This window comes from Actinomadura livida (assembly GCF_014648675.1).
Lineage (GTDB): Bacteria > Actinomycetota > Actinomycetes > Streptosporangiales > Streptosporangiaceae > Spirillospora > Spirillospora livida.
The window spans coordinates 251,992-276,759 of the sequence record NZ_BMRO01000003.1 but is presented as its reverse complement, the minus strand read 5'-3'; the positions used below and the strand labels follow the sequence as shown (position 1 = coordinate 276,759).

Genomic DNA, 24,768 nt, shown 5'->3' with positions numbered 1-24,768 from the left:
CCACCCGGCCCCCGGCGGCCGCCGGCGCCGCGCCCGACCTCGCGGCGGGCGGCGCCCCGCGCGGCCGCGCCCCGCCCGCCTCCACGCGCACCTGACCCTTTCGTCCGGCGGTTCCGCGCGCATCCGCGCGGAGCCGAAGCTCCGTGGAGGTCCCCTTTTGAACCGCGCCAACCTGGTGCGGGCGGTACTGGCATTGGCCGTGCTCGCCACATCCTTCTACTTCGCGTACACCAAAGAAGCCCGCCTCGGCCTCGACCTGCGCGGCGGCACCCAGATCGTCCTCGAAACGCAGGACTCGCCGACGGTCAAGGCCGACCGCGAGTCCACCGACCGCGCCCTGGAGGTCATGCGGCGCCGCATCGACGCCCTCGGCGTGGCCGAGTCGTCGATCACGCGGTCCGGCGACCGGCGGCTGATCGTCGAGTTGCCCGACGTCCAGGACCCGACCCGGGCGACCGAGGCGATCGGCAAGACCGCCCAGCTCACCGCGCACCCCGTGCTCCCGAACACCGGCCAGCAGCCCGCCAAGGCGAAGGGCCAGCAGGTCCTCCCCGACGAGAGCGGCCAGCCCATCCTGATCGGGCCCGCCGCGCTCTCCGGTGAGGGCATCGGCGAGGCGAACGCCTCGTTCGACCCGCAGAACGTCGGCGGCTGGGCCGTCAACGTCGACTTCAAAGGCAGCGGCGGCAAGACCTGGGAGCAGCTGACGGCCAAGGCCGCCTGCGCGGCCGGCGACGAGCGGCGGATCGCGATCGTCCTGGACGGCAAGGTGATCTCCTCGCCGCAGGTGACCCAGAGCGTGCCCTGCGGCGTCGGCATCACCGGCGGATCGACCCAGATCACCGGCGACTTCGGCGCCGACGAGGCCAAGGACCTCGCGGCCCTCATCGAGGGCGGCGCGCTCCCCGTGCCCGTGAAGATCATCGAGCAGCGGGTGGTCGGCCCGACGCTGGGCGACGAGGCGATCGACGCCAGCGCCAAGGCCGCCGTCATCGGCATCATCCTGACCGGGCTGTTCATCGTCGCGGTCTACCGCCTCGTCGGCTTCCTTGCGACCGTGGCCCTCGCCGGCTACGCGCTGATCTCCTACGGCGCCCTCGTCGCGATCGGGGCGACGCTGACCTTGCCCGGCCTGGCCGGGTTCGTCCTGGCCATCGGCATGGCGATCGACGCGAACGTGCTCGCGTTCGAACGCGCGAGAGAGGAACTGGCGGCGGCCCCGGCCCGCAGGGCGCGCACGGTGCTGGCCACCGGGTTCAACAAGGCGTGGTCGGCGATCGCCGACACCGCCGTCACCACCCTGCTCGCGGGTGCGCTGCTGTTCTTCCTGGCCTCCGGCCCGGTGCGGGGCTTCGGTGTCACCCTCACCATCGGTGTCATCGCCTCCCTCATCTCCGCGATGCTGGTGAGCCGCGTCCTCACCGACGCCGCCGCCGCGCGGTTCCCCAAGCTCACCAAGGGCAGGGCCGGCGGTCTCAGCGGCGCCGGGCGCATCCGGCGGTGGCTGGAGGAGAGCGGCCCCGACCTGATGAAGCGCCGCCGGATCTGGCTCACCATCTCCGGGGTCGCCGTCGCCGCCGCCGCGCTCGGGATCTTCACCCAGGGCCTCAACTACGGGGTGGAGTTCACCGGCGGCCGCATCGTCGAGTACTCCACGAGCCGCCCGCTCGACATCGACGACGCCCGCGAGGCCGTCTCCGACGCCGGGTTCCCGCGCGCCGTGGTGCAGAGCTCCGGCGAATCCGACATCTCCGTCCGGACGAGCGACCTCACCAACGAGGAGGTGAAGCGCATCCAGGACGCACTCGGCAAGGAGGGCGGCGGAGCCGACAAGATCCGCGACGAGCTGATCGGGCCCAGCCTGGGCGACGAGCTGCGCACCAAGGCGCTGATCGCCCTCGGCGTCGCGCTGCTCGCCCAGCTCGCCTACCTGACGATCAGATTCCGCTGGACGTTCGCGACCGGCGCGGTGGTCGCGATGTTCCACGACATCATGATCGTCACAGGTGTCTTCGCCTGGCTCGGCAAACCGATCGACGGGGTCTTCCTGGCCGCGCTGCTCACGATCATCGGATACTCGGTGAACGACTCGGTGGTGGTGTTCGACCGCATCCGGGAACTGTGGGGCGACAATCCGAAGGGCAAGTTCGCCGACATCGCGAACCGGGGCACCCTGCAGACCGTCCCGCGGACGATCAACACCGGTATGGGCGCGCTGTTCATCCTCGGCGCGCTGGCCGTCCTCGGCGGCGACTCGCTGATGGACTTCGCCATCGCACTGCTGATCGGCATCGTGGTCGGGACCTACTCCAGCGTGTTCACCGCGACGCCGGTGGCGATCTTGCTGGAGAAGTACGCCAAGTCCCCGCCGCCCCAGCCCAAGGACAAGCCGAAGGCACCCGTCCACCGCACCTCCGACAGCTCGGGCGCCGTCGTCTGACGCCGCAACCGTCCCCCGCGTGCCGCCTCCACCGGCGGCGCGCGGGGGTCGTCGCGCTCAGCGCGGTACCACCGACCGCTTCAGCGGCCCGTTCTTGCCCTCGACCAGACAGACGACCTGCCGGACGTCCCACTGCCAGTCGTCTTCGGTGGGCACGACGACTGCGGGACCGATGAGATCCGGGGGTGCCGTGCCACCTGGCCAGGTCTTCACGGCGCGCCTCGCGCATTCTTCGGCGGCCCTGTTCTCCAGCTCCTCGACGCCCGGGTACCTCCCGGGCGGCATCTCGTAGACGGCGAGCACTTGGAATTCGTGTTCGCGGGTGCACTCGACGATGGGCTGGCCGTACGACCTCCCATTCCATTCCTCGATGCAGTCGCCCTGTTTCAGCAAGTAGCCCGCTCCTCCCCGCGCCAGTGGAAGCCCGTTCGCAAGGGCGGTGGTGAGCGAGCTCTCACCGACGTAGAGGAGCGTGCACGTCACCTCGCGCTTCCCGTCTGACCAGGTGCTCTCATCGGGGAGGTCGGGCCGCGGCTCGAAGTCGTCACCGGCCCGCTGCACGTTGCTCGGGACGTGTTCTTTGCAGGCTTTCCGGGCCCGCTCGGACAGCTCCCTCCTCCCTGGATACGGACCGGATGGAAGCGCGACTTTCGCGGTCACCTCGCCGTTGTGGGGGTGGTCGCAAGGGCTGGGATCGACGAACGGATCGGCCGAGTCGTGGACCTCGGCGGTGAAGCAGTCCCCGGTCTTGAGCGTCGAGAGCCGCACACGGCCGTCGGGGCGGGCCGAGTCGGAACCGTCCTCCGCGGCGAGGAGCGAGCCGCCGGACGCGGCCAGCGCCACGGCGCACGCGACGGCCCAGGCGACCGAGGCGGCGAGCCCGCCGGCGGCAAGGCCGCTGCCCTTCTCCCGCCGGCGGCCGGCCTGGACGAGGCCGGCGACGGCGAAGGCCACCGCGATCGGGACCAGGCCGAGGAGGCCGGTGATGAGCGCGGCGATCGCGAGGCGGTTCGTCCGGGCGGGCGCGGCAGGAGGACGCGGCCCGCTGCCGTGCGGGGGCGGCGCCGGTGGTCCGGCGGGCACGGTTTCGGCGGGCGAGGAATCGCCGCCGGGCGGAGCGTTCTCGGCATGATGCGATGGGTCGGGTGGGACCCATGGTCCGGCCGGTTCGGGGCCGTTGTCAGTAGGGGGTGGTGTGGTCACGGCGGAAGGCTAGGCCAGTGGCCGGACGAAAAGGGCTTCTCCGGCGGTTGTCGCCGAGCCGTGATCACTGCCGCCGTGGCAAGGGGCGGGCCCGGCCGCGACGGCTGGGGAGTCAGGGTGCCTGGGGTTCGCCGTTCTCCGCCCTGGCCACGCGGGGGCGGGTCAGCGGGGGAGCATCGGCTTCTTCAGGGGGCGGCCTTCGCTTTCGGCGAAGCAGACGGCGGTGCGGTGGCCGGCGTCCCATTCGACCTCCTCGGGGTACAGCCACCACATGAGGTCCGGGAGGCGGTGGCCGCGGAAGACCTTCTCCTGCCGCCGCTCGCAGCCGCGCTGGGCGGTGCGGTCCATCGCCTTCTGCCCCGGATACGGGCCCGCCTTCAGGGGGAAGGTCGCGTACACCTGGATCCAGTACGGGTCGGTGCAGGAGACGGTGCGCTGCGTGTACGACTCGTCGTCCCACTTTCCGAGGCAGTCCCCGGCGGTCAGCTCGTCCCAGAGCTTCCGGCTCGCGTCGATCGTCTCGCGGAGCGGTGATGTGAGCGTTCCGGAGCCGGTGTAGCGCATCAGGCAGACCACCTCGCGGTCGCCGGCGTCCCAGCTCGTCCGGCTGGGCCAGAGGTTGTAGGGCTCCAGGTCCTTGGAGTGCCGGCTCTTCTGGAGCTGGAGGCTCTTCTCGAAGCAGGCGTTGTCCGCCTGCTCGGACACCTTCTCGTCGCCGGGATGCGCCTTTCCGGACAGCCGCAGCTTGGCGACGACCTCGCCGTCGTGGGGCCGTGAGCAGGGCAGCGCCGTCACCAGGATCTTGGTCGTGTCCCCCTCGAACCCGGTGAAGCAGTCACCGGTCCGGAGGGCCGCGACGACCACCCGGTCCTTCTCGGTGACCTGCCCGGACTCGTCGCGGTCGACGGAGATGAGCGAACCGGCGGCGACGAGGAGGGCGACCACCCCGGCCACGGTCCAGAAGGCGGACGCCAGGAGGCCGCCGATGGCCAGGCCCTTGCCCTTCTCTCCGCGTCCTCCGGCCTGCAGGAGCGCGACGATGCCGAAGATGACCCCCAGCACCACCAGGCCGAGGACTCCGGTGACGAGAGAGGCGATCGCCCACTTGTTCGTCCGGGCGGGGGCGGCCGGAGGAGGCTGCCCGTAGGGGTGGGGAGGGGGCTGCACCGGAGGTCCGGCGGGCGCGGGGGCGGTGGGCGGGGTGTGCTCGGCGGGAGGGGCGTGCTCGGCGGGGCTCGGCGAGCCGGGCGGGGCCCATTCGCCGGATGTTTCGGGGTCGTTGTCAGCAGGGGGTGGCGTACTCACAGCCGCACGGTAAGTCGGAATTCTCAAGAAAAGAGGTATTTCCGACAGTTGTCGCCGGGTTGTGATTGACGGAGGACCGGTCCGTGGCCGGGCGGGCCCGGCCACGGCGGCGGGGGAGTCAGACCAGGGGCGCCTGGGGTTCGCCGTTCTCCGCCCTGATCACCTGCATGACGGCGTTGATCAGCGCGAGGTGGGTGAAGGCCTGCGGGAAGTTCCCGAGGTGGCGGCCGCTGTGCGGGTCGATCTCCTCGGCGTACAGCTGCAGGGGGCTCGCGTAGGACAGCAGCTTCTCGCACAGGGCCCGCGCCCGCTCCAGCTCCCCGATCAGCACCAGCGCGCTGACCAGCCAGAACGAGCAGATCGTGAAGGTGCCCTCCTCCGAGTCGAACCCGTCGTCGGTCTCCGCGGCGCGGTAGCGCAGGACGAGGTCGTCCTCCGACAACTCGTCGGCGATGGCGAGGACGGTCTCCCGGACGCGCTTGTCGTCGGCGGGCAGGAAGCCGAGCAGCGGGATCAGCAGCGCCGACGCGTCCAGCGCCGTCGCGCCGTAGTGCGCGGTGAAGACGCCGCGCTCGTCCAGCGCGTTCGCCAGCACGTCGGCGTGGATCTCGTCGGCGGCGGCCTGCCAGCGCCGCGCCCGGTCCTGGTCGCCGCGGACGCGGGCGAGCCGGGCGCCGCGGTCGGCCGCGACCCAGCAGAAGATCTTGGACGAGGTGAAGTGCTGCGGCTCGCCGCGCACCTCCCACATGCCGCAGTCGGGCGTCCGCCAGGTGGCCAGGGCGTCCTCGACCTGCTTGATGATGATCTTCCAGAGCCGGTCGTCGAGCCGGTCCCGCTTGCGCACGAAGAGGTAGATGGAGCCGATGATCGCGCCCCACACGTCGTGCTGCGCCTGCATGTACGCCTCGTTGCCGATGCGGACGGGACGGGCGTTGTCGTAGCCGGTGAGGTGGTCCAGCGTGGACTCCGGAAGTTCCTCCCGCCCGTCCAGGCCGTACATGATCTGCAGCTTGCCCTCGGCGGCCTCGGCGACGTCGGTGATGAAGTAGAAGAAGTCGTTGGCCTCCCAGTCGTAGCCGAGCGTGTAGAACGCCCACAGCGCCATCGTGGAGTCGCGGATCCAGGTGTAGCGGTAGTCCCAGTTCCGGTCGCCGCCCGGCGCCTCCGGCAGCGACGTCGTCGCCGCGGCCGCCACGGCGCCGGAGGGCGCGAACGTCAGGCCCTTGAGCGTCAGCGCGCTGCGCTGCAGGTGGCTGCGCCACGGGTGGTCGGGGAAGCGGCCCCGGTCCAGCCAGTGCTGCCAGTGGTGGACGGTCCAGACGAGCCGCTCGTGCGCCTCCTCGTAGGACGAGGGCGCCGCGTGCTCGCTCCACGACAGCGCGACGTACCGGGACTCGCCCTGCTTCAGCAGCGTGCGGGACGTGGCGAGCGACCCCTCGAACCCGACGTTCATGTCGGTGGTGAGCCGCAGCCCGACGCCGTTGCCGCGCGCCAGGGCCTCGTGGTACCCGGCGCCGGTGTGCTCCCAGCGGGCGGGCGTCTGGCCGTAGTCGAACACCGGCATGCAGTCGAGCCGGACCTGGACCTGGCCGTTCACGCACCGCACCATCCGCAGCAGGACGTGGTCGGCGTCGTAGTCCGTCGGGGCCCTGCGGTGCGTGTGGGACCGTTCCGTCTCGTGGTGCCACGGGCCCATCAGCAGCGCGTCCGTCACGACCAGCCAGCCCCCGTGCACCCACCAGGTGGTCTCCATCACCATGGTGCCGGGTATGTAGCGCTGCGCGGCGGGCACCTCCACGCCCGCCGGGCCGACCCGGAAGTAGCCCGCGTCGCGGTCCAGGAGGGACCCGAACACGCTGGGCGAGTCCATCCTCGGCAGGCACATCCACTCGATGTTGCCGCTGGGCGCGACCAGGGCGGTCGTCTCGCAGTCGGACAGGAACCCGAAATCGGCTATGGGGGCGAACGGATCCCCCGCCCGGCCGCCGGCGACCTTCGGCCTCACAACCTCACCTCCTCGATCCATCATTCCCTCTCCCCGCGGTGGGTACGTCAGCGGTGCCGGTCGGCCCGGGCGTCGGCTCCGCACCGGGCCTCCCGCGCGGGTCTCCGGCTCTCGGAGACCCATTGGAATAGACCACTATCTGGCCCTTGACCTGGGAAAACGCCCCTTCCCGCACCGGGCGCCGAGCAAGGCCGGACATCGCGGGTACAGTCCCGGCAAACAGGGCAGCGGGCCCCGCCGCCGCCTGCGGGAACGCGATGCCGCGCCCCCGCCGTGGCGGGACCGGAACTGCCGCTGGGTGTAACCGGAGCGAGAAGGAGCTCCCCGTGCCGAAGTTCGTGTACGACTTCACTGAGGGAAACAAGGACCTCAAAGATCTGCTGGGCGGCAAGGGCGCCAACCTGGCCGAGATGACCAACCTCGGACTGCCCGTCCCTCCCGGGTTCACGATCACCGCGGAGGCCTGCCGGTACTACCTCGAGCACGGGAACCTGCCCGAGGGGCTGGCGGACGAGGTCAACGCGCACCTGGCCGCGCTCGAGTCCGCGATGGGCAAGAAGCTCGGCCAGAGCGACGACCCGCTCCTGGTCAGCGTGCGCTCCGGCGCCAAGTTCAGCATGCCGGGCATGATGGAGACCGTCCTCAACGTCGGGCTGAACGACGAGTCCGTGCACGGCCTGGCCGCGCAAGTGGGGGGCACGGAAACAGAGCGTGAGCGGTTCGCGTGGGACTCCTACCGCCGGCTGATCCAGATGTTCGGCAAGACCGTCCTGGACATCGACGGCGACCTGTTCGAGGACGCCATCGAGGACGTCAAGCGCGCCCGCGGCAGCGACAACGACGTCGACCTCACCGCGGACGACTTCCGGAAGCTCGTCGAGCGCTTCAAGACGATCGTCCGGGAGCAGGCCGGGCGGGAGTTCCCGACCGACCCGCGCGAGCAGATGGACCTCGCCGTCGAGGCGGTGTTCAACTCCTGGAACGCGCCCCGCGCCATCCTGTACCGCCGCCAGGAGCGCATCCCCGTCGACCTCGGCACCGCCGTGAACATCTGCTCGATGGTGTTCGGCAACATGGGCATGGACTCCGGGACGGGCGTCGCGTTCACCCGCGACCCCGCGTCCGGCCAGCAGGGCATCTACGGCGACTACCTGCAGAACGCCCAGGGCGAGGACGTCGTCGCCGGCATCCGCAACACCGTGCCGCTGAAGGACCTGGAGCGCATCGACAAGGCGTCCTACGACCGGCTTCTCGAGATCATGGAGACGCTGGAGAACCACTACCGCGACATGTGCGACATCGAGTTCACGATCGAGCGCGGGAAGCTGTGGATGCTGCAGACGCGGGTGGGCAAGCGGACCGCCGCCGCGGCGTTCCGCATCGCCTGCCAGCTCCTCGACCAGGGGCTCATCGACGTGGACGAGGCCGCCCGCCGCGTCACCGGCGACCAGCTCGCCCAGCTCATGTTCCCCCGCTTCGCCGACCGGGTGGACGGTGTCCGCAAGCTCACGAAGGGCATGAACGCCTCGCCGGGCGCGGCCGTCGGCAAGGTCGTGTTCAGCTCCGAGCGGGCGGCGGAGCTCGCCCGGGCGGGGGAGGACGTGATCCTCGTCCGCCGCGAGACCAACCCCGACGACCTCGCCGGGATGGTCGCGGCGAGGGGCGTGCTGACGTCCCGCGGCGGGAAGACCTCGCACGCCGCCGTCGTCGCCCGCGGCATGGGCAAGACCTGCGTCTGCGGCGCCGAGGAACTGGACGTCGACGTCAAGAACGGGCAGTTCACCGCCCCCGGCGGCGTGACCGTCCGGGAGGGGGACCTGATCTCCATCGACGGGACGTCCGGGGACGTGTACCTCGGCGAGGTGCCCGTCGAGGACTCGCCCGTCGTCCGCTACTTCGAGGGCGAGCTCGCGGCCGAGGAGGGCGGCGACCTCGTCAAGGCCGTCGACCGGATCATGCGGCACGCCGACGAGCGGGCCGCGCTCAAGGTCCGCGCGAACTCCGACAACCCCGGGGACTCCGCGCGGGCGCGCCGCTTCGGCGCCGCCGGGATCGGGCTGTGCCGCACCGAGCACATGTTCCTCGGCGACCGGCGGCAGCTCATCGAGAAGCTCGTGCTGGCGGCGGACGGCACCGAGCGGCAGGCCGCGCTGGACGCCCTGGAACCGCTGCAGAAGAGCGACTTCGAGGGCATCTTCGAGGCCATGGACGGACTGCCGGTGACGATCCGGCTGATCGACCCGCCGCTGCACGAATTCCTCCCCGACATCACCGAGCTGTCGGTCAGGGTCGCGCTCGCGGGCGACGAGGCCGACGAGAAGGACCGGAGACTGCTCGAAGCAGTCAACCGACTGCACGAGCAGAACCCTATGCTCGGCCTGCGCGGCGTGCGGCTGGGTTTGGCGATTCCGGGACTTTTCGGCATGCAGGTCCGCGCGATCGCCGAGGCCGCGGCGGCGCGGCGCAGCGCCGGCGGGGACCCGCGTCCGGAGATCATGATCCCGCTGGTCGGCGCCGTCCAGGAGCTGGAGGCCGTCCGCGACGAGGCCCGCGCCATCCTGGCCGAGGTCAGGGAGGCCACCGGCGTCGACGTCCCGGCGCTGATCGGCACCATGATCGAGCTGCCGCGGGCCGCGCTGACCGCCGGGCAGATCGCCGAGGCCGCCGAGTTCTTCTCGTTCGGCACCAACGACCTCACCCAGACCACCTGGGGCTTCTCCCGCGACGACGTCGAGGCGTCGTTCTTCGGGCGCTACCTGGAGCTCGGGATCTTCGGGGTGTCGCCGTTCGAGACCCTCGACCGGGACGGCGTCGGGCGGCTCGTCCGCATCGCCGCCGAGGAGGGCCGCGAGGCGCGGCCGGGCATCAAGCTCGGCATCTGCGGCGAGCACGGCGGCGACCCCGACTCGGTGCACTTCTGCCACGAGGTCGGGCTCGACTACGTGTCCTGCTCGCCGTTCCGCGTCCCCGTCGCCCGGCTGGAGGCCGGCCGCGCCGCGATCGCGGCGGACGCGGCGGCCGGGGGGAGTGACAGCCGCTGATCGCCGGGGCGGCCGGCCGCCCGCGCGCCCGCCCGCGGAAGACCGGCCGCCCAACCTGCGAACTTCGCCCGCCCGGCGCACCATCTAACTAACGTGTCGGAAGCGATGACGTTGGAAGCCGAATTGCCGGAACCCCGGGACGAGGACCACGGTCCGGACGAGCCCGCCGAGCAGCCGCGCGGGCGGCGCGGGCGGTCGCCGTGGGTCACGATCCCGGCGGGCGTCGTCCTCGGGCTGCTGCTGATCGCGGTGCTGACGCCCCTCACCGTCGGCGCGCGCGTCTGGTACCAGGCCCGCCAGGACGAGCGGCCCCGCTCCGACGCGATCATCGTCCTCGGTGCCGCGCAGTACAACGGCGAGCCGTCCCCGACGCTGCGGTGGCGGCTCCAGCACGCCCTCGACCTCTACCGCGACGGCGTCGCGCCCGCCATCGTCACGGTCGGCGGGAAGGCCCCTGGGGACAACTACACCGAGGCCGGCTCCGGCCGCACCTGGCTGATCGAGAAGGGCGGGGTGCCGGCCGACCGGGTCGTCGCGGTGCCCGTCGGGCGGGACACGCTCGGCAGCCTGCGGGCGGCCGGCGCGGAGTTCGACCGGCGCGGCTGGTCGTCCGCGGTGATCGTCAGCGACCCGTGGCACGGGCTGCGGGCGAAGAAGATGGCCGCGGACCACGGCATCGAGGCGGCCGCGTCGCCGACCCGCAGCGGCCCCAGCGTGCAGACCCGCGAGACCCAGTTCGACTACATCGTCCGGGAGACCGGCGCCTACCTGTCGTACGTCCTGCTGGGCAAGAGCGTGCAGGTGCCGAACGAGACCATCAGGCGCATCAACATCGACCCGTCCGTGGCGCCCTCCGGGGCGCCGTCGGACCCGCAGCCGAGCCGCTGACACTCCGGCCGGCCCGAAGGTCAACGGAACGTCATCGCGCCCGCCTACCCTGGATAGGGACATGACGAGCAACTCCCTCACCGGCGGCCCGGGCCGCTACACCGACCGCGACAGGCGGCGCTGGGCCCCCGAGCCCGCCAAGCGCCGCGACCGGACCGCGTTCGAACGCGACCGGGCCCGCGTGCTGCACAGCGCGGCGCTGCGCCGGCTGGCCGCCAAGACGCAGGTCGCCTCGCCCGGCGCGGACGCCGGCGCCGACACCGTGCAGAGCCTGCGCACCCGGCTGACCCACTCGCTGGAGTGCGCCCAGGTCGGCCGCGAGCTGGGCAAGTCCCTCGGCTGCGACCCCGACCTGGTCGAGACGGCGTGCCTGGCCCACGACATCGGGCACCCGCCGTTCGGGCACAACGGCGAGGCCGCCCTCGACCTCGTCGCCCGCGACTGCGGCGGCTTCGAGGGCAACGCGCAGAGCCTGCGCGTCCTGACGCGGCTGGAGCCGAAGTCGTTCGCGGCGGACGGCCCGCCCCTGCACGGGCGCAGCGTCGGCCTCAACCTGACCCGCGCCGCGCTGGACGCGTCGATGAAGTACCCGTGGCCGCAGGCGGAGGCGGTGAACGGGAAGTTCGGCGTCTACGACGACGACGCGGACGTCGCGCACTGGGTCCGCGTGGACGTCGAGCCCGGCCGGACGTGCTTCGAGGCCCAGGTCATGGACTGGAGCGACGACGTCGCCTACTCCGTCCACGACCTGGAGGACGCGCTCGTCGCCGGGCACATCGACTTCGCCCGCCTCGCCGACCCGGCCGAGCGCCGGCTCGTCGCCGCCACCGCGATCAAGCTGTACTGCCCCGACGCCGAGCTCGCCGAGCTGGAGGAGCGCTTCGCCGAGCTGCTCGCCGAGCCGTACTGGCCCGACCGCTACGACGGCACGCCGCGCAGCCTGGCCGCCCTCAAGAACCTCACCAGCACCCTGATCGGCCGGTTCTGCGTGGCCGCCGAGAACGCCACCCGGGACGCCTACGGCGACCGCCCGCTGACCCGGTACGCCGCCGAGCTGATCGTCCCGCGCGCGCAGCGGCTGGAGAACGCCCTGCTCAAGGGCATCACCGCGCACTACGTGTGGATCAGCCACGAGGAGGTCAGGGCCCGGCAGCGGACGCTGATCACCGAGCTGGCCGAGATGATGATCGCGGGCGCGCCCGGCACCCTCGAACCGGGGTTCCGGGCCGCGTTCGAGGAGGCGGGCGACGACGCGGGACGACTCCGCGCCGTCATCGACCAGATCGCCTCGCTGACCGACCTGTCCGCGATGGCGCGGCACCGCCTGCTGGAAGGCGGTTCCTGACCGATCCCGCCCGGTTCCGGATGGGGGCCCGGCGGAATATGCCGCGACCCACCCGACGGCGGCCCTTGTCTCGCCCAAAGCGGCGCTGTAGGGATGGCTACAGGTCAACTACAGGAGGTCGCCATGCCCGAGGAGACGTTCGTCATCGCCGGCGCCGGCCTGGCGGGTGCCAAGGCTGCGGAGACGCTGCGCGCGGAGGGTTTCACGGGCAGGCTGCTGCTGATCGGGGACGAGATCGAGCGCCCGTACGAGCGGCCGCCGCTCTCCAAGGGGTTCCTGCTGGACAAGGAGCCGCGGGAGAAGGCCCACGTCCACGAGGCGGACTGGTACGACAAGCACGACGTCGAGCTGCGGGCGGGCGCCTCCGTCGCCGCCGTCGACCGGGACGCGCACGAGGTGCGGCTGTCCAGCGGTGAGCGGGTCGGGTACGCGAAGCTGCTGCTGGCGACCGGGGCCTCCCCGCGGCGGCTCGACGTCCCGGGCTCCAAGCTGCAGGGCATCCACTACCTGCGGACGATGGCCGACTCCGCCGCGCTGAAGCAGGCCCTCGCGCACGGCGGGCGCCGGGTCGTGGTGGCCGGGGCGGGCTGGATCGGGCTGGAGACCGCGGCCGCCGCCCGCGCCCACGGCAACGACGTGACGATCATCGAGCCGGAGCCGACGCCGCTGCACGCCGCCATGGGGCCCGAGCTCGGCGGGATGTTCGGCGACCTGCACCGCGAGCACGGCGTCGACCTGCGGCTCGACCAGGGCGTCGCCGGGTTCTGGGGCGCCGGGCAGGTGTCGGCGGTGGTGACCTCCGGCGGCGCCGAGGTGCCCGCCGACGTCGTGATCGTCGGCATCGGCGTGCGGCCCAACAGCGGCCTCGCCGAGGAGGCGGGCCTGGAGGTCTCCGACGGCGTCCTCGTCGACCAGTCGCTGCGCACCTCCGACCCGGACGTCTTCGCGGCCGGGGACGTCGCCAACGCCTACAACCCGCTCCTCGGGCGCCGGGTCCGGGTGGAGCACTGGGCGAACGCGCTGAACGGCGGGCCGGCCGCCGCCCGCGCGATGCTCGGCCAGGACGTCGTCTACGACCGGATCCCGTACTTCTTCAGCGACCAGTACGACCTCGGCATGGAGATGTCGGGCGTCGCGTCGCCGGGGGAGTACGACGAGGTGGTGTACCGCGGGGACGCCAAGTCACGGGAGTTCGTCGCGTTCTGGCTGTCGGGCGGCCGGGTCGTCGCCGGGATGAACGTCAACGTGTGGGACGTCACCGGGGACGTCCAGGCGCTCATCCGCTCCGGGGCCCAGGTGGACGCCGGCCGGCTCGCCGACCCCGGCGTGCCCCTGGCCGGCCTCGCCTGAAAGCGCGCAACCGCCGTTACCGCCGCGCCCGGGGGCCGCGTACAGTCTGCGGGTGGCCACGGACAAGATCACGGCGGGGGAGTTCGCGGTGTTCGGCCGGGCGCGGACGGCGGTCACGCTCGCCTTCACCGCGCACGGCCTGCTCGCCGCCGCCTGGGTGGTCCGCATCCCCCAGATCAAGGAGCACCTCGGGCTGAGCGAGGGCTCGATGGGCGTGGCCCTGCTGGGCGCGCCCGTCGGCGTCGTGCTCGCCGTGCGGTTCGCACGCCGGATCATCGCGGACCGGGGGAGCCGGGCCACGACGATCGCCGCCGGGGTCGCCGGCGCGGCGTCGCTGGTCCCGCTCGGCCTCGCCTGGAACCTCGGCGCGCTGATCGTGTCCCTCCTGCTGCTCGGGGCCTCGCTCGGCCTGATGGACGTGGCGATGAACGCCCAGGGGGTGGCCGTCGAGCGCGGCTACGGGCGGCCGCTCATGTCCGGCCTGCACGGCTGGTACAGCATCGGGACGCTCGTGGCGGCGCTGATCGGCTCTGCGGTCGCCTACGCGGGCGTGCCCGTCCCGCTGCACCTGTCGGCCGCGGCCGCGGCGCTCGCCGCGCTGACGGCGATCGGCTGCCGCGGACTGCTGGACCGCTCCGCCGACGCCCTCCCCGAACCGGGGCCGTATCCGCCGGACGAACCCGCCCCCGGCGCCCCGCCCACGGCGGGGCTCGCTCCGGCCGAGCCCGTCCCGGACGGACCCGGGCCCGCCCCGGTGCCGTCCTTCCGGTGGCTGCCGGCCCTGCTGGGGATCATCGGGCTCTGCTCGTTCGTGGGCGAGGGCGCCGTGGCCGACTGGAGCGCCGTCTACCTGCGGGAGCACCTCGGCACCGGGCCGGGCTTCGCGGGCCTCGGCTACGCCGGCTGCGCGGTCGCGATGACCGCCGGCCGGTTCGCCGGCGACCGGGTGGTCGCGCGGTTCGGGCCCGTCCCGGCGCTGCGGGCCGGGTCGCTGGCCGCCGCGCTGGGCCTCGGGGCGGGGCTCGCCGCCGCCCACCCGGTCGCGGCCGTGGCCGGATTCACGGTGTTCGGCCTGGGCATCGCCGTCGTCGCGCCCATCACGTTCAGCGCGGCCGGGAACGTCCCCGGCGTCCCCGCCGCGGCCGGGATCTCCCGCGTCACCGGGATCGGCTACCTCGGGCTGCTCGGCGGGCCGCCCGTGATCGGGTTCGTCGCGCAGGGCGTGGGGCTCGGCTGGGCGCTGGCCGTGCCCGTCGGGCTCGTCGGCCTCATCGTGCTGCTGGCTCCGGCGACCGCCACGGCCGCCCCGCGCGCGGACCGCGGAACGGCAGCGTGTTGATCTTTTGGCCGGGTTGTGACATTCGCATATGTCCTACTCAGGTAAGGTCTGGGCGAGTGAGCACCATGCAGCGGTCCAGACCGGTCAGAACGGTCGAAGCCGTCCCGCAGTACCGGAGGTTCCTGAGCGAGCTGCTCAGCTTCGGCTTCGTCGGGGTCATCGGCACGCTGATCATGATCCTCGGCGCCAACGTGATGCGCGCCTGGCTCGGCGGCAGTCCCGTCACGAGCGTCGCCGTCCCCACGGTGATCTCCACGCTGGCCTCGTACCTGCTCAACCGGTTCTGGGTGTTCCGCCACCGCGACAGCGACGGCTCCGGCCGCGAGGTCGCGATCTTCTTCGTGCTGAACGGCGTCGGCCTGCTCATCCAGGTGGTGTGCACCGGCTTCACGTACTACACGCTCGGGCTGCACGGCGGCGTCGCCTACAACGCGAGCCTGCTGGCGGGGGTCGCGTTCGGTGCCGCGTTCCGCTACTGGTCGTACAAGAAGTGGGTGTTCACCCCCGCGGTCGCCTGACCGCCCGTGACCGCTGCCGTGACCGCTGCCGTGACCGCCGCCGGACGGGCGCGCCGTGCTCACCGTCCCGCGGGGACGATCCCCTCGGTCTGCCCCAGCGCCTCGCCGAGGACGCCCGCCAGCTCCTGGCCGGTGGCCTGCGAGAAGATCGCGTGGTCGATGCCGCTCTCGGCGAGCCGCCCGATCGTCTCCACGGCCTCGTCCACCGACGGCGTGCCGCCCTCGAAACGGCCCAGCGCGGTCTTCTCGATCTCGGCGTAGTCGCGTCCCTGGTTCGCGCAGTGCTCGCGCAGCACGTCGAGCTTGCGCGGCAGCTCCGGGCCGTCGAACAGGTTGCAGGCGTCGGCGTACTGGGCGACGAGCCGCAGCGTCTTCTTCTCCCCGCCGCCCCCGATCAGGATCGGGGGATGCGGCGTCCGCAGCGCGGGCGGCGAGTTCAGCGGCCGCTCCAGGGTGTAGTGGCGGCCCTCGAACGGGGAGTCGTCGCCCTTCCACATCCGGTGGGCGATCCGCAGCGTCTCCTCCAGCCGCTCGAACCGCTCCGCCGTGGGCGGGAACTCGATGCCGAGCCCCCGCGACTCCTCCTCGTTCCAGGCCGCGCCGATGCCCAGCCAGGCGCGGCCGCCGGACAGCACGTCCAGCGTGGTCACGGTCTTGACCAGGATGCCGGGATGGCGGTACGTCACGCCGGTGACCATCGTGCCGAGCGTGATCCGCTCGGTCAGCGCGGCCGCGTACGCGAGCGCCGAGTAGCCCTCCAGCATCGGCTCGTCCGGGGCGCCGACCCCGCCGATCTGGAAGAAGTGGTCCATCACCCACAGCGAGTGCAGGCCCGCCTGGTCGGCCTGCCGGACGGTCGTGTCGAAGGCGGGGCCGATCCGCTCCGGCCCGCCGGGAAAGGTGAAGCTGGGAATCTGGAGACCAACGCGCATGACGGGTCCCTCTCCTGTTCGTCCGCGATTACACCGGTGATGCGCCGGCGGGTCCCCACTCTGCGGGCTGGAGCGCGCTCCAGGTCAAGCGCGCCGCCCGGCGCCTGGCGTTGACCTGGAGCGCACTCCAGGTGAAATCCTGGGGGCGTGAGTTCCTACTCTCCGGGCGAGACCGCCGAGAAGAGCGGTTTCAGCATCGACACGCTGCGCTACTACGAGAAGATCGGGCTGCTGCCCGGCATCGCGCGGAACGCGTCGGGCAGGCGCGTGTTCAGCGACGGAGACCTGCAGTGGCTCGGGATGCTGCGCTGCCTGCGCGAGACGGGCATGCCGATCGCCGAGATGCTGCGGTACTCCGAGCTGGCCCGCGGCGGGGACGAGACGGTCCGGGAGCGGCTCGCACTGCTGCAGGACCACGACCAGCGGGTGGAGGAGCAGATCGCGCGGCTGCGCGAGCAGCAGGCGCAGATCCAGTGGAAGATCCGCCTCTACAGCGGCGAGATCTGCGGCGAGCCCGCCGCGGCCGGGGCGGTCGGCGAGGGCCTTCCCGCCTGAGCCCCGGTTCCGGCGGATCTACCGGTGGACGGGCGTGACCCGGCGGCCGTCGGCGCCGAAGAACAGCACCCGGTTCAGGTCGACCCGCAGCGCGTAGTGGTCGCCGCGGCTGGGACGGCTGCCGGGCGGGATGCGGAACACCAGGTCGGTCCGGCGGTGGTGGCCGGCGTGCTCCTCGGCCGGCTCCGTGTAGGACGGCCGGCCCAGCATGTCCCGCAGCCGGTCGCGCAGGCCCGGCCGCCACGTCTCGTGCTGCTCGGGCGGCGGCGGCCGCCCCACCTCCGTCGCGTCCACGGTGGGGATGCCCGCCTCGGCGTAGGCGAGCCACTCGTGCCCGTGGAACTCCAGCTCGCGGACCTGCCCGGACAGGACGGTGCCGTGCGGCGCGGGGGAGCCCGGCGCGATCGGCGCCAGCGTGTCCGGCCGGATCCCGACGATCACGGACTGGCCGTGCCGGCTGATCAGCGAGGACGCGCGCGGGTCGTTCCACGGGACGCTCAGCCGCTGCGAGCCGAAGTCGAGCAGGAGCCCCTCGCCCTCGACGGCCCACAGGGTGGCGTGCAGCAGGTTGATCGGCGGTGAGCTCAGGAACGCGGCCACGAACACCGTGGCCGGGTCCGAGTAGATGTTCTCGGGGGTGCCGACGTCCTCCAGGACGCCGTCGCGCAGCACCGCCATACGGTCGGCCATCGTCATGGCCTCGACCTGGTCGTGCGTGACGTAGACGGTGGTGGTGCCGGTGGAGCGGACCAGCCCGGCGATCTCGATCCGCAGCTCGGTGCGCAGCCCCGCGTCGAGGCTCGACAGCGGCTCGTCCATCAGGAACAGCTGCGGTTCGCGGATCAGCGCCCGCCCGATGGCCGCCCGCTGCCGCTGCCCGCCCGACAGCGTGCCCGGCAGCCGGTCGATCATGGAGTTGATGCCGAGGGCGCGCGCCAGCTCGACGACCTTGGCGCCGGCCTCGGCGCGGTCGTCGCCCGCCACCTCCAGCGGGAACATCATGTTGCCCTTGACCGTGCGGTGCGGATAGAGGGCGCCCTCCTGGAACACCATTGCCACGTTCCGCTCGCGCGGCGGCAGGTCGTTGGCGACCGACCCGTTCAGCCACAGGTCGCCCGCGGTGATCTCCTCCAGCCCGGCGATCATCCGCAGGAGGGTGGACTTGCCGCAGCCCGACGGCCCGAGCAGGACGAAGAGCTCGCCCGCGTTGATCCGCAGCCGCACGTTCCGGACGGCCACCTGCCCGCCCGGATACACCTTGTCGACTCCGTCGAGCACAACATCCGTCATCGGGTCCGCCTGGGTGTGAGCAAGATCTCGGTTCGTCATCACATCGCGCGGCGGTCCGGATTGTCCATAGCGAATCCGCCCTTACCGGTGGGCGATCCGGCCGGGTCCGGCCATCGGACGGCGAATTCCGGTCACCGCGGTAGGTACAGGGCTCCCCCGCCGCCCGGCCGCACCGGTGATCGTTTGGCAACCTGCTGCTTACAGCGCCGACCCACCGTCAAAACGGAACGGTCCAAGACTCCCGGGTGTCGAGATCTTGGAGGTGTTCCTTGTCGACAAGGGAACAGACGAACGTGGTCGACCGCCGGTCGTTCCTCACCCGGGTGGGGGCGGCCGGCGGGGCGGGCGCGATGTTCGCCACCATGGGAGCGCTCGGGCTGGCGCCGTCGGCGGAGGCGGCGACCAGAACGCCCTTCCAGCCGCCGCAGCCCTCCGACTTCCGGCTGCGCGGCCGCGGAGCGGCCAAGGTGCTGATCCTCGGTGCCGGGGTGGCGGGCCTGGCCGCGGCGTACGAGCTGGGGAAGGCAGGGTACGACTGCACGGTCCTGGAGGCTCAGGACCGGGTGGGCGGCCGCAACCTGACCCTGCGCGGCGGCGACCGGCTGGCCGAGACGGACGGCGCCACGCAGCGGGTCGGCTTCAGCCAGGGCCAGTACATGAACGCCGGCCCCGCGCGCATCGCGCAGTGGATGACCACCATGGACTACTGCCGCGAACTGGGCGTCCCGCTGGAGGTGTTCACCAACTCCAACGCCGAGGCGCTGATCTACAACGAGTCCGCGGGTATGCGGGAGCCGGTCAAATGGCGTACCGCGAAGGCGGACGTCCACGGCTACATCTCCGAGCTGCTGGCCAAGGCCACCGACCAGGGCGCCCTGGACCAGCGGCTCACCGGCGACGACAAGGAGCGGCTGCTCTCGTTCCTCTCGGGCTTCGGCGCCATCGGCCCCAAGTCCGCCGGATACGCCTACACCGGCGGCGGCCGGCGGGGCTACTCCGTCGACCCCGGTGCGGGCGCCCGGGAGGGCACCGTGCTGGGCCCGCCGCCGTCGCTGTCGGACGTCCTCGCGAGCGGGGTCGGCCGGTCCTTCTCCTTCGAGTTCGGCTACAGCCAGGCGATGCTGATGTTCCAGCCGGTCGGCGGCATGGACGCCATACCCAAGGCGCTCGCCAAGGCGGTCGGGAACGGCCGGATCAGGACCGGCGCGAAGGTGACCGGGATCACGAACACGGGGGCCGGGGTCCGCGTCGAGTACGTCTCGAACCGCAAGACCAGGGCGGCCGAGGCCGACTACGTGATCGCGACCCTGCCCCCGCAGGTCCTCGCGAAGATCCCGCACAACCTCGGCGCGGGCGTCCAGGCCGCGCTGCGCACCCCCGTGCCCGCCTCCACCGGCAAGATCGGCATCGAGTACCGCAGCCGCTGGTGGGAGCAGGACGAGAACATCTACGGCGGCATCACCAACACCGACCTCGACCTGGCCACCATCTGGTATCCGTCGTACGGCTACCACGGCCGGAGCGGGCTGGTCATCGGCTACTACAACTTCGGTTCCGCCGCCGACGCCTACGCCCGGATGAACCACGCGCAGCGGCTCGCACGCGCCCTCGACCAGGGCGCGAAGATCCACGGCGACAAGTACCGCCGGGACGTGGCCGCCTCGACGTCGATCGCCTGGAGCAGGCAGGAGCACATCGAGGGCGGCTGGATCGGCTGGCCCAGCCGCGGCGCCGAGTACCGGCTGCTCAACGAGCCGCAGGGCAACGTCTACTTCTGCGGCGACTGGCTCAGCTACGAGATCGCCTGGCAGCACGGGGCCTTCGAGTCGGCCCGCAAGGTCGTGACCGACCTCCACCAGCGCGTCCTGAAGTCCTGAGAGGAGACGGAACCTTGCGCGGCAAGAAGTTCATCATCGGAGGCGTCGCCCTGGTGACGCTCGGGGGCCTCAGCGGAGGCGCCCTGGCGTCCCCCAAGAACACCAAGGCGAAGCCGAAGCCCACGGAGGTCCGGGTCGCCCTGCCGGCGGGGCAGAGCAACCCCTCGATCGCGAACGGGGTCGGCGTCGGCCACGGCGTCACCACCTACACGGCCAGCGGCACCGGTCCGGCCGGGAGCAACACCTCCGCGCCCGCGGGGACGCCGGAGCGCTACATCGGCTTCCCGGGCGGGACGCTGCCCCCGGGCGTCACCATCACCGAGGCACAGGGGCTCAACGCTCTCGAACAGCTCGGCGCCAACCTGAAGGCGGCGGGGCTCACGCCCCGGGACGTGATCTCCATGCGCGTCTACCTGGCCAACCCGCCCGGCGAGGACACGGCGGACTTCGCCGGGTGGAACCGCGCCTACCGCCAGTTCTACGCCAACGTCGACCTGAACACCCGCAAGGTCGTCAAGGTCCCGCTGGGCACCGCGCCGCCCGCCGACCCGATGTACGCCAACCCCGCGCGGCCGGCCCGGGTCGCGCTGGAGGTCGAGAACCTCCCGGTCGCGGGCTGGCTGGTCGAGGTCGAGGTGGTCGCCGCTTACCGGTGACGGCACGGGCCTATGACGATACGAGCCATGACCCACGAGAGGCGCCCCGCGGGCCGGGCCGGTCCGGCCCGCGGGGCGCCGCCCCTTCGGTGCCCGCCGCACTGCCTGCGACACTTCCCGCCACCGTGCTCGCGGCGGGTGCGGGCCGTCCGTTCCGTCCAGGATGCTGTGGACGTCGTCCCCCGGTCGTAGACTCCTGGTCGTGGCAGGCCGGATTCGCAATGAGGACATCGCGCTGGTGCGGGAGCGCTCGTCCATCGCCGACGTGATCGGCGAGTACCTGCAGCTTCGCAACGCCGGCGGCGACAACCTCAAGGGCCTCTGCCCGTTCCACGACGAGAAGTCCCCGTCGTTCAACGTGACGCCCTCGCGCGGCCTGTACTTCTGCTTCGGCTGCGAGGCCGGCGGCGACGTCATCCGGTTCGTCCAGGAGATCGAGCACCTGTCGTTCTCCGAGGCGGTGGAGCGGCTCGCGGCCCAGGCGGGCGTCCAGCTGCGCTACGAGGAGGGCGGCGGGCGCGGCCCCCGGCAGGACGGCGGGCAGCGCGCCCGGCTCGTCGAGGCGCACCGGGCCGCCGCCGAGTTCTACGCCGAGCACCTGAACTCGCCCGAGGGCGCGATCGCCCGCAAGTTCCTGTCGGAACGCGGCTTCGAGGCCGCCGACGCCGCCCGCTTCGGCGTGGGCTTCGCGCCCCGCGAGTGGGAGGGCCTGGTCAGGCACCTGCGCGGGCGCGGCTTCGCCGACCGCGACATCGTCGCCGGCGGGCTGGCCAAGGAGGGGCGCCGCGGCCCCATGGACCGGTTCCGCGGCCGGCTGATGTGGCCGATCCGCGACCTGAGCGGCGACGTCATCGGGTTCGGCGCCCGGAAGCTCTACGAGGACGACGACGGCCCCAAGTACCTGAACACCCCCGAGTCGCCGCTCTTCCACAAGGGCTCGGTGCTGTACGGGGCCGACCTGGCGAAGAAGGACATCGCGCGGCGGCGGCAGGCCGTGGTGGTCGAGGGCTACACCGACGTGATGGCCTGCCACCTGGCGGGCGTCCCGACGGCGATCGCGACGTGCGGGACGGCGTTCGGCGACGACCACATCAAGGTGCTGCGCCGCCTCCTGATGGACCAGGACGAGTTCCGCGGCGAGGTCATCTTCACCTTCGACGGCGACGCCGCCGGGCGGAAGGCCGCGCTGCGCGCCTTCGACGACGAGCAGAAGTTCGTCTCGCAGACGTTCGTGGCCATCCAGCCCGACGGCCTCGACCCCTGCGACCTGCGGATCCGGCACGGCGACGCGGCGGTGCGCGACCTGGTGGCCGCCCGGCTGCCGCTGTTCGAGTTCGCCGTGCGCAGCGCGATCGAGCAGCACGACCTCGACACCGTCGAGGGGCGGCTGAGCGCGCTGGACGCGGCGGCCCCGGTGGTCGCCGCCATCAAGGACAGGTCGCGCCGGCACATGTACGCCGTCAACCTGGACCGCTGGCTCGGCATCATGGACGAGCAGTTCGTGCTGCGCCGCGTCCGGGAGCTGGCGGCCCGCCGGCACGGGCGCCCGCAGCCGGGAAACGGCCGGGCCGGAAACGGCCGGCCCGGAAACGGCCGTGCGGGACACGACCGCGCGGCCGGCGGCCGCGCCGGCGAGGCGCAGGCCGCGCCCGCACGCCCCTCGTTCGACCCGAGCGACCCCGAGGTCCGGCGCGAGCGGGAGCTGCTGAAACTGGCCGTGCAGTGCCCGGCGCTGCTCGGGCCCGCGTTCGACGAGGTCCCGGCCGGTGCGTTCATCGCACCGCCGCACGCCGCGGTGCGCGCCGTCATCGCGGAGGCGGGCGGTGTCACGGCCGCGGGCGGCGTCTCCGAATGGATCGCCCACCTCCTCGAACAGGCACCGAACGAGCAGGTCAAGGACCTGATCACCAGACTCGGCGTGGAACCGGTCCATTCGGCTCAGGTATCGGACGACCGTTATGCCAACGAACTGCTCGCCCGAATACAGGAGCGGCAGCTCACGCGCATGATCGCCGATGTGAAATCTAAACTCGGGCGGCTGAATCCGGTCGAGGCTCCCGAGGAGCACACCAGGCTCTTCGGCGATCTTGTCGCGCTTGAGCAGCAGAGACGGGTGTTGCGCGAGCGAGGGCTTGGATCACAGTAAGTGAAGAGACCGCAAAATAGGTCCTGTGATCTAGCCCCCCTTTGACGCAGACTGTCTGCGTGGGCCCTTCGGTGCTGCCAAGCGAGGCGCCATCGGTTGATCAGGTGGCGGACCTTGTCGCACGTGGCAGAGAACGCGGTGGTGTGACCGTCGAGGACGTCGCCGCCGCGCTCGATCGCTCGGACTTGCCGGACGACTCGCTGGAGCGGGTCGTGCGGATGCTCGCAGAGCAGGGGGTGGAGGTCCTCGAGTCTCAGCAGGAGACCGAGGACGTCACGCGAGTGGACGAGGGTGACCTCGGCAAGCGGGCGCCGACGAGCGACTTGGTTCGGATCTACCTGAGAGAGATCGGTCGCGTACCGCTGCTCACGGCAGAAGATGAAGTAGAACTCGCGAAATCGATCGAGGCGGGACTGTTCGCCGAGGAGAAGATGGCGCGTACCGCCGTCCTCGCCCGCGGCGAGCTGCTCGACCTCGAACTGCTCTCCCGCGAGGGTGCGCGGGCGAAGCAACGGCTGATCGAGGCCAACCTACGGCTGGTGGTGTCGATCGCGAAACGGTACGTGGGGCGGGGAATGCTCTTCCTCGACCTGATTCAGGAGGGAAATCTCGGACTCATCCGTGCGGTCGAGAAATTCGACTACACCAAGGGGTTCAAGTTCTCGACCTACGCGACCTGGTGGATCCGGCAGGCGATCACCCGGGCGATCGCCGACCAGGCCAGGACCATCCGGATCCCGGTGCACATGGTCGAGACCATCAACAAGCTGGTCCGGGTGCAGCGGCAGATGCACCAGGACCTCGGCCGCGAACCCACCCCCGAGGAGATCGGCCTGGAGATGGGCCTGTCGCCCGTCCGGGTCATCGAGATCCAGCGGATCGCGCAGGAACCGGTGTCGCTGCAGTCGCCGATCGGCGAGGAGGACTCCGACCTCGGCGACTTCATCGAGGACGCGGACGCCGTGGTGCCGATCGAGGCCGCGGCGTTCATCCTGCTGCAGGACCAGCTGGAGGACATCCTGGGCACGCTGTCGGAACGGGAGCAGCGCATCATCCAGCTGCGCTTCGGCCTGACCGACGGACATCCGCGCACACTGGAGGAGGTCGGCAGGGAGTTCGGCGTGACGAGGGAGCGGATCCGCCAGATCGAGGCGAAGACCCTGGCGAAGCTGCGGCATCCGTCCCGCGCGCAGATGCTGAAGGAGTACCTCGACTGACGCCCGACGGGCCGTGACCGCCCTCCCGCCCGGGAGGGCGGTCACGTGCGACCGGGAGGTTCGTACCTTGTGTCGGTATTGCCGCGCATTCGTGCGGGCCGTCATCTACCGTTGAGGCCATGCTGATCGTGACGACTGACGGCGTGGCGGGGTACGAGATCAGGAGCGTCCTTGGGGAGGTCATCGGGACGGCCGTCCAGTCCGGCCAGGGCGGGGCGCCGCAGCCCGGCTCCGGGGGGAGCAGCGCCACCTTCCGGGTGACGGGGGAGCAGCCGGCGGCGAGCCTCGCCGCCGCCCGCCGCGAGGCGGTGGACCGGCTGGGCGAGGAGGCGCGCCGCAAGGGCGCGAACACCGTGGTCGGCATGCGCTTCGACACCGCCGCCGTGGGCGGCGGCCTGGAGGTCTGCGCCTACGGCACGGCCGTCTGGGCGGAGCCGGCCCAGCGTCGCGACCAGCCCCAGCAGCAGGCCCACCCGCAGCCCCAGCAGCAGCCCCAGCTCCCCCCTTACAACGACCCGAACCCGAGCGGCCCGCCCATGGTCGCCCGCAACCTGACCATGGGCATCCACGACCGGCGTGCTTGATTGCATTGCCCTTGGCGGTCAGGCGCCGGAGCGCCTTCCCTTCGGCGGGCAATGCGCGCGATCGCTGCTGTGCTTAC

The 24,768-nt window shown here is 72.0% G+C and carries 18 protein-coding genes; 13 read left to right on the top strand and 5 right to left on the bottom strand.

The window, feature by feature from the left end:
* Positions 1-157 precede the first annotated feature (157 nt).
* Complete coding sequence (gene secD / locus IEZ03_RS07925) at positions 158-2,440, top strand: protein translocase subunit SecD (protein WP_184886664.1); 2,283 nt, start codon at positions 158-160, stop codon at positions 2,438-2,440.
* Positions 2,441-2,497: 57 nt separating this feature from the next.
* Here the strand turns inward: secD and IEZ03_RS07920 are convergent, their stop codons facing one another.
* From IEZ03_RS07920 to IEZ03_RS07910, 3 genes are all read right to left on the bottom strand, one after another.
* Positions 2,498-3,643, bottom strand: coding sequence for a DUF4190 domain-containing protein (locus tag IEZ03_RS07920; protein WP_184886662.1), 1,146 nt, complete (start codon positions 3,641-3,643; stop codon positions 2,498-2,500).
* Positions 3,644-3,805: 162 nt separating this feature from the next.
* Positions 3,806-4,948, bottom strand: a complete 1,143-nt coding sequence (locus IEZ03_RS07915) for a DUF4190 domain-containing protein (protein ID WP_184886660.1) — start codon at positions 4,946-4,948, stop codon at positions 3,806-3,808.
* A gap of 118 nt (positions 4,949-5,066) precedes the next feature.
* Positions 5,067-6,953, bottom strand: a complete 1,887-nt coding sequence (locus IEZ03_RS07910) for a glycoside hydrolase family 15 protein (RefSeq protein WP_229808122.1) — start codon at positions 6,951-6,953, stop codon at positions 5,067-5,069.
* 326 nt (positions 6,954-7,279) lie between these two features.
* On the opposite strand from IEZ03_RS07910, the gene ppdK reads away from it, so the two are divergent.
* The 6 genes from ppdK to IEZ03_RS07880 all read left to right on the top strand — a co-directional run bounded on the left by ppdK (position 7,280) and on the right by IEZ03_RS07880 (position 15,434).
* Positions 7,280-9,994, top strand: a complete 2,715-nt coding sequence (gene ppdK / locus IEZ03_RS07905; protein ID WP_184886658.1) for a pyruvate, phosphate dikinase — start codon at positions 7,280-7,282, stop codon at positions 9,992-9,994.
* Between the two features lie 105 nt (positions 9,995-10,099).
* Positions 10,100-10,882, top strand: a complete 783-nt coding sequence (locus IEZ03_RS07900; protein WP_184886656.1) for a YdcF family protein — start codon at positions 10,100-10,102, stop codon at positions 10,880-10,882.
* Positions 10,883-10,943: 61 nt separating this feature from the next.
* Positions 10,944-12,227 (top strand): deoxyguanosinetriphosphate triphosphohydrolase, encoded by a 1,284-nt coding sequence (locus IEZ03_RS07895; protein WP_184886654.1) that lies wholly within the window; start codon positions 10,944-10,946, stop codon positions 12,225-12,227.
* A gap of 123 nt (positions 12,228-12,350) precedes the next feature.
* Positions 12,351-13,577 carry an NAD(P)/FAD-dependent oxidoreductase gene (locus IEZ03_RS07890; protein WP_221480823.1) on the top strand — a complete coding sequence of 409 codons (1,227 nt, stop codon included), beginning with the start codon at positions 12,351-12,353 and terminating at the stop codon, positions 13,575-13,577.
* 52 nt (positions 13,578-13,629) lie between these two features.
* Complete coding sequence (locus IEZ03_RS07885) at positions 13,630-14,916, top strand: MFS transporter (protein WP_229808121.1); 1,287 nt, start codon at positions 13,630-13,632, stop codon at positions 14,914-14,916.
* A gap of 65 nt (positions 14,917-14,981) precedes the next feature.
* Complete coding sequence (locus IEZ03_RS07880) at positions 14,982-15,434, top strand: GtrA family protein (RefSeq protein ID WP_184890781.1); 453 nt, start codon at positions 14,982-14,984, stop codon at positions 15,432-15,434.
* Between the two features lie 59 nt (positions 15,435-15,493).
* Here the strand turns inward: IEZ03_RS07880 and IEZ03_RS07875 are convergent, their stop codons facing one another.
* On the bottom strand, positions 15,494-16,366 hold the full coding sequence (locus IEZ03_RS07875) for an LLM class F420-dependent oxidoreductase (RefSeq protein WP_184886650.1): 873 nt from the start codon (positions 16,364-16,366) through the stop codon (positions 15,494-15,496).
* A gap of 147 nt (positions 16,367-16,513) precedes the next feature.
* Here IEZ03_RS07875 and IEZ03_RS07870 point away from each other — a divergent pair, with 147 nt between their 5' ends.
* The gene (locus IEZ03_RS07870) at positions 16,514-16,921 is read left to right on the top strand and encodes a MerR family transcriptional regulator (protein ID WP_184886648.1); all 408 of its coding nucleotides are present in this window, start codon (positions 16,514-16,516) and stop codon (positions 16,919-16,921) included.
* A gap of 18 nt (positions 16,922-16,939) precedes the next feature.
* Here IEZ03_RS07870 and IEZ03_RS07865 read toward each other — a convergent pair whose 3' ends face one another.
* Entirely contained in the window at positions 16,940-18,211 is a 1,272-nt protein-coding gene (locus IEZ03_RS07865) for an ABC transporter ATP-binding protein (protein WP_184886645.1), read from the bottom strand.
* A 269-nt stretch (positions 18,212-18,480) separates the two neighbouring features.
* Here IEZ03_RS07865 and IEZ03_RS07860 point away from each other — a divergent pair, with 269 nt between their 5' ends.
* The 5 genes from IEZ03_RS07860 to IEZ03_RS07840 all read left to right on the top strand — a co-directional run bounded on the left by IEZ03_RS07860 (position 18,481) and on the right by IEZ03_RS07840 (position 24,691).
* Complete coding sequence (locus IEZ03_RS07860) at positions 18,481-20,088, top strand: flavin monoamine oxidase family protein (RefSeq protein WP_229808120.1); 1,608 nt, start codon at positions 18,481-18,483, stop codon at positions 20,086-20,088.
* Positions 20,089-20,102: 14 nt separating this feature from the next.
* Positions 20,103-20,744 carry a Rid family hydrolase gene (locus IEZ03_RS07855; RefSeq protein ID WP_184886643.1) on the top strand — a complete coding sequence of 214 codons (642 nt, stop codon included), beginning with the start codon at positions 20,103-20,105 and terminating at the stop codon, positions 20,742-20,744.
* A gap of 202 nt (positions 20,745-20,946) precedes the next feature.
* Positions 20,947-22,890 carry a DNA primase gene (gene dnaG / locus IEZ03_RS07850; protein ID WP_184886641.1) on the top strand — a complete coding sequence of 648 codons (1,944 nt, stop codon included), beginning with the start codon at positions 20,947-20,949 and terminating at the stop codon, positions 22,888-22,890.
* Positions 22,891-22,961: 71 nt separating this feature from the next.
* Positions 22,962-24,107 carry an RNA polymerase sigma factor RpoD gene (gene rpoD, locus IEZ03_RS07845; RefSeq protein WP_131953796.1) on the top strand — a complete coding sequence of 382 codons (1,146 nt, stop codon included), beginning with the start codon at positions 22,962-22,964 and terminating at the stop codon, positions 24,105-24,107.
* 119 nt (positions 24,108-24,226) lie between these two features.
* Complete coding sequence (locus tag IEZ03_RS07840) at positions 24,227-24,691, top strand: YbjQ family protein (RefSeq protein ID WP_184886639.1); 465 nt, start codon at positions 24,227-24,229, stop codon at positions 24,689-24,691.
* The last annotated feature ends 77 nt before the right edge of the window (positions 24,692-24,768 follow it).

Coding starts and splice junctions, on each gene's coding strand:
- IEZ03_RS07900 (WP_184886656.1), top strand. CDS start 10,100: ATGACGTTGGAAGCCGAATTGCCGGAACCCCGGGACGAGGACCACGGT.
- IEZ03_RS07895 (WP_184886654.1), top strand. CDS start 10,944: ATGACGAGCAACTCCCTCACCGGCGGCCCGGGCCGCTACACCGACCGC.
- IEZ03_RS07890 (WP_221480823.1), top strand. CDS start 12,351: ATGCCCGAGGAGACGTTCGTCATCGCCGGCGCCGGCCTGGCGGGTGCC.
- IEZ03_RS07880 (WP_184890781.1), top strand. CDS start 14,982: ATGCAGCGGTCCAGACCGGTCAGAACGGTCGAAGCCGTCCCGCAGTAC.
- IEZ03_RS07875 (WP_184886650.1), bottom strand. CDS start 16,366: ATGCGCGTTGGTCTCCAGATTCCCAGCTTCACCTTTCCCGGCGGGCCG.
- IEZ03_RS07865 (WP_184886645.1), bottom strand. CDS start 18,211: ATGACGGATGTTGTGCTCGACGGAGTCGACAAGGTGTATCCGGGCGGG.
- IEZ03_RS07840 (WP_184886639.1), top strand. CDS start 24,227: ATGCTGATCGTGACGACTGACGGCGTGGCGGGGTACGAGATCAGGAGC.